Annotated in this window: 4 protein-coding genes and 1 tRNA gene; all 5 read right to left on the bottom strand. The window is 38.7% G+C overall.

Annotated elements, in window-relative coordinates:
- Window positions 1-62: 62 nt before the first annotated feature.
- Window positions 63-134 (bottom strand) — tRNA-Glu (locus HMPREF0850_RS04245).
- A 71-nt stretch (window positions 135-205) separates the two neighbouring features.
- On the bottom strand, window positions 206-679 hold the full coding sequence (locus HMPREF0850_RS04250; RefSeq protein WP_001049384.1) for a hypothetical protein: 474 nt from the start codon (window positions 677-679) through the stop codon (window positions 206-208).
- A 118-nt stretch (window positions 680-797) separates the two neighbouring features.
- Window positions 798-2756 carry an ATP-dependent zinc metalloprotease FtsH gene (gene ftsH / locus HMPREF0850_RS04255; RefSeq protein ID WP_000744575.1) on the bottom strand — a complete coding sequence of 653 codons (1959 nt, stop codon included), beginning with the start codon at window positions 2754-2756 and terminating at the stop codon, window positions 798-800.
- 15 nt (window positions 2757-2771) lie between these two features.
- The gene (gene hpt, locus HMPREF0850_RS04260) at window positions 2772-3314 is read right to left on the bottom strand and encodes a hypoxanthine phosphoribosyltransferase (RefSeq protein ID WP_000889396.1); all 543 of its coding nucleotides are present in this window, start codon (window positions 3312-3314) and stop codon (window positions 2772-2774) included.
- 8 nt (window positions 3315-3322) lie between these two features.
- The coding region (gene tilS, locus HMPREF0850_RS04265) for a tRNA lysidine(34) synthetase TilS (RefSeq protein WP_000304677.1) at window positions 3323-4319 on the bottom strand (997 nt) is incomplete at its 5' end.

Consider the following 4319-nt stretch of genomic DNA (forward strand, 5'->3'; position numbering starts at 1 on the left):
CTGACCTATGTCAACACTTTTTTGAAACTTTTTTTACTTTTTTCATCCCTGCGATACACCCATAGTCCGTACGGGATTCGAACCCGTGTTACCGCCGTGAAAAGGCGGTGTCTTAACCCCTTGACCAACGGACCTGAGCTTGTCAACTCTTTCTATTATACCTACTTTTCAAACTTTGTCAAGAACTTTTTTGCCTATTTTCAGTTTATCTAAAATCACTCAATACCACTCTTAATTCTCCTAGAAGTGCCTTGCGTCCTTTGAAACATTCTCCTCCCATTAGACGGTCAAGTTGTTCTTGTTTTTCTTTACTCTGACTTGCCTTGTAATTCTTTAGAAGCTCATGAAAGAGATAGTAATCATCCAGTCTCAGGCCTTTTTCTCCTAGGCGATGACTGATTTCGCTCACCTCCTCATAAGGCTCTTTGTCGAAACGGCGCTTGTGACTTTCCTGTTTACGGATGTAGTCTAGGATGCGATTGCGGAATTTGGTTTTAAAGCAGACATATAGTTGACGGCGCTCGCCCTCTAGTAACTCTGGATGCTGGTTCACTAGCTCATACAGGCACATCATCCCCTCCTGGTCCCAGTCCTCTTTCTCCCACAGATGTAAATGGTATTCTTTGCGGCACTTGTTTACAATCCCTTTACTTTCTTCGTATAGTTCTTTCAGATTCATAGACCTCTCCTTTCTGCATTTAGTTTAGCAGAAAGGATCCAGCCTTTATCTACTTCTCCTCTTCTGTACTTCTCGTTGCCTCAACTGCATACAAAAAGAGAGGCATGGCCTCTCTGGGTTATTTTTCTTCACTCATTTTTGATTTTACTTCATCATAAGATAGGGCGTGTGATTCCTCTTCTACTGTCTCAGGCATTTTTCCTGTTTCGTAAAGAGATTTAATTTGAGTACTATCCAATGTTTCGTATTTCAACAATGCCTCTGCAATCAGTTTGTGGGGTTCACGATTTGATTGAATAATTTCAGCAGCTTTATTCCGTGCTTCATTTAATAATGAACGAACTTCCTCATCAATCTCATAGGCTGTTTGTTCTGAAATTGATTTTTGAGGACTTTGTGCACCAAACATAGCATGATTTCCCTCATATTGAACTGGACCTAGTTTTTCACTCATACCGTATTCAGTGACCATTGCACGCGCCATCTGTGTAGCTTGTTCAAAGTCATTTGAAGCTCCTGTCGTTTGGACATTAAAGATAATTTCCTCAGCTACACGACCACCCATCAAACCTGCCAATTGCTCTTTCATGTTTTCTTTAGATAGAAGCATTTGATCCTCTTTAGGAAGTGCAATCATGTAACCACCTGCACGTCCACGTGGTACAATGGTAACTTTATGAACAACACGGGCATTTGACAAGACTAAACCAACAATGGTATGTCCAGCCTCATGATAAGCAACCAATTCACGTTCTCTTTGTGATACTGTTTTATCTTTTTTAGATGGTCCAGCAATCACTCTGTCCTCTGCCTCATCAATATCTGAAGCATCAATGACTGACTTGTTGCGACGAGCTGCAACCAAGGCTGCCTCATTTAGAACATTTTCCAAGTCAGCACCAACAAAACCTGGGGTTTGTTGAGCCACTAATTTCAAATCAACATCGTCTGCTAAAGGTTTGTTTTTAGCGTGAACTTTCAAGATTGCTTCACGACCTTTAACATCAGGACGGCCAACCAAGACTTTTCTATCAAAACGTCCCGGGCGTAGTAGAGCAGGGTCAAGGACATCTGAACGGTTTGTCGCAGCGATAACAATAATTCCTTCATTTCCTTCAAAACCATCCATCTCAATCAAAAGTTGGTTCAAGGTTTGTTCACGTTCATCATTTCCTCCACCGAGACCGACACCACGTTGGCGACCAACAGCATCAATTTCATCGATAAAGATAATGGCTGGTGCTGCTTTTTTTGCATCCTCAAAAAGAGAACGAACACGGCTTGCACCAACTCCGACAAACATTTCTACAAAGTCTGATCCTGAGATGCTAAAGAATGGAACTCCTGCTTCTCCAGCAACTGCCTTAGCAAGTAAGGTTTTACCTGTCCCGGGAGGACCCTCCAAAAGAACACCCGCAGGAATACGCGCACCAAGTTTGGTAAATCGTTTTGGATCTTTTAGGAATTCAACAACTTCGACTAATTCTTGTTTTTCTTCCTCGGCACCTGCAACATCTGAAAATCGTACCTTGATATCTTCTTTGTTAGCAGCCTTGGCCTTACTACGTCCAAAACTCATTGGATTTCTATTATTATTTCCTCCCATATTTCCCATCATAGAGAATAGGAAGAAGAAGAGAATAGCAAATGGCACAACAGAGACAAGGATATTTATCCACATACCGCTTGAACTCTCATGTTTGACTGTTACCTCAGCCTGGTGTTCAGAAGCAAGCTTTTGCAATTCTGAAACTGTTGAATCCGACGGAAGAATGGTACTTGAGAATCTTTCTACTTTTGTGGCAGTAGGAGTGAAAAATTGAATCCCTGTTTCTTCTTTACTAGTCTTAGGATTTTTATAAACACCAGACACCTCAATGATGCTACCATTTGGCTGATAGGTCAATTCTTTTACATTGTCGGCTGTAATTTCTTTTACCAATTCTGTATAATTAATTTTTTCACTTTTTCCAGCAGCATTTCCAGAGTAAAAATACTGGAACCCTGTTACAAGGAAGAAGATAATTAACAAGTAGAGAAATGGATTTCTAACTAAACCATTATTTTGTTTTTTCATTAAAGAATGCTCTTTCTAATTTGAATAAACTTCTTCTTTCAACACTCCAACATAAGGAAGATTACGATAATTTTCTTTGTAGTCCAAACCATATCCTACTACAAACTCATTTGGAATAGTAAAGCAAGTATAATCCGCTTCAATTTCAACAACACGTCCCTCTGGTTTATCTAACAAAGTCGCGATTTTAACCGAAGCTGCTTCTCTTGCAATAAACATATCTTTCAAATTCTTCAAAGTTTGACCTGTATCGATGATATCTTCTACAAATAGAATATGTCTTCCCTTGATATCTTGAGTTACATCTTGCTTGATATTGATCACACCACTGCTTGCAGTTCCACCATGGTAGCTAGATACCATCATGAAGTCCATCTCAATATGCGTATCAATATGTTTGACCAATTCAGCCATAAAAGGAATTGATCCTTTCAAAATTCCAACAAGAATTGGATTCTTCCCCTCATATTCTTTTGTTAGTTGCGCACCTAGCTTTTTAGCTGCTTCTGTAATTTCATCATGTGAAACGAGGATTTTTTCAATATCGTGTTCTAACATCTTTTTACCTATTCTATTTTTTCTATATAAAGTACAGTGTTCATTATATCATTTTTCGTATTTTTACTCAAATCACTGATAGCAATTCCCAAAATTGAGACAATTTCTCCAAATTGCTCAATAATAGGGGTTGTTTTTCGTTTTTCAATAGGGATTTTCAAATCTATAAATAAACGTCTCAGTTTCTTTCGGTGACCATTCAGGATAAGAACATCGCCAGGTTTTCGACATCTAATATGTACAGATGTTTCCCGTGAAACCGTTACTTTTTGAACAGCGTCCCCTTCAACAGGGATACCAAAAGAAAATAAATAACCCATATATCGAACTTGATTTTGATAGTGTAACACAAGTTCATCTTCCTTTTCATCGGCCTGTGGACTGATTTTGCAAACTCGAAAATTCTGATACTCTTTGATCAATTCATAACCATTTTTCAGTGAGTGACGATACTGACTTTTAGTTGCTAAAATCTGTCGAACTTCTGCAAACTGAGCCTTTGTCAGATTTAATTCTGGGAATTGATTAAGATAGTTCTGGAGTAAAACCCCTTGAGTTTGTTGAGAGTATGAAAAGAGCTCATTCAAATCTTCCACATCAATCTGTTTCGAAAGTTCCGTTATTGTTGCTTGGTAATCTGAAATCTCCCTTCCTAAATCTAAAAGAGCGAATTTAAGACGAGGATTTTCTTTTTCAAGTTCTGGTAAATACCTATTTCGAATACGATTGCGAAAATAGGCATTTTCCTGATTTGTTTGATCTTCAAAATGAACAATTGGTGGAAAATCCTTTTTATGAAAATACAACAAGGGACGAATGATTTCAATTCCATCAACTACTTGACTTTCTTTTATCCCTGTTAAATGACGTAACCGACTCCCTCGAATCAAGCGCATCAAAATCGTTTCAACCTGATCATCTGCATGGTGGGCAGTGACCAAGGCAGTTGCTCCAACCTCTTTTATGATTTTTCTAAAAAAATCATAACGAAACTCTCGAGCACGC

Origin of the sequence: Streptococcus sp. M143 (genome assembly GCF_000162495.1) — a bacterium.
GTDB classification, from domain to species: Bacteria; Bacillota; Bacilli; order Lactobacillales; family Streptococcaceae; genus Streptococcus; species Streptococcus dentisani.

What these genes read in the sequence shown, in the direction of transcription:
- hpt (WP_000889396.1), bottom strand. Translation starts at nt 3,314, where the DNA reads ATGTTAGAACACGATATTGAAAAAATCCTCGTTTCACATGATGAAATT.
- ftsH (WP_000744575.1), bottom strand. Translation starts at nt 2,756, where the DNA reads ATGAAAAAACAAAATAATGGTTTAGTTAGAAATCCATTTCTCTACTTG.
- HMPREF0850_RS04250 (WP_001049384.1), bottom strand. Translation starts at nt 679, where the DNA reads ATGAATCTGAAAGAACTATACGAAGAAAGTAAAGGGATTGTAAACAAG.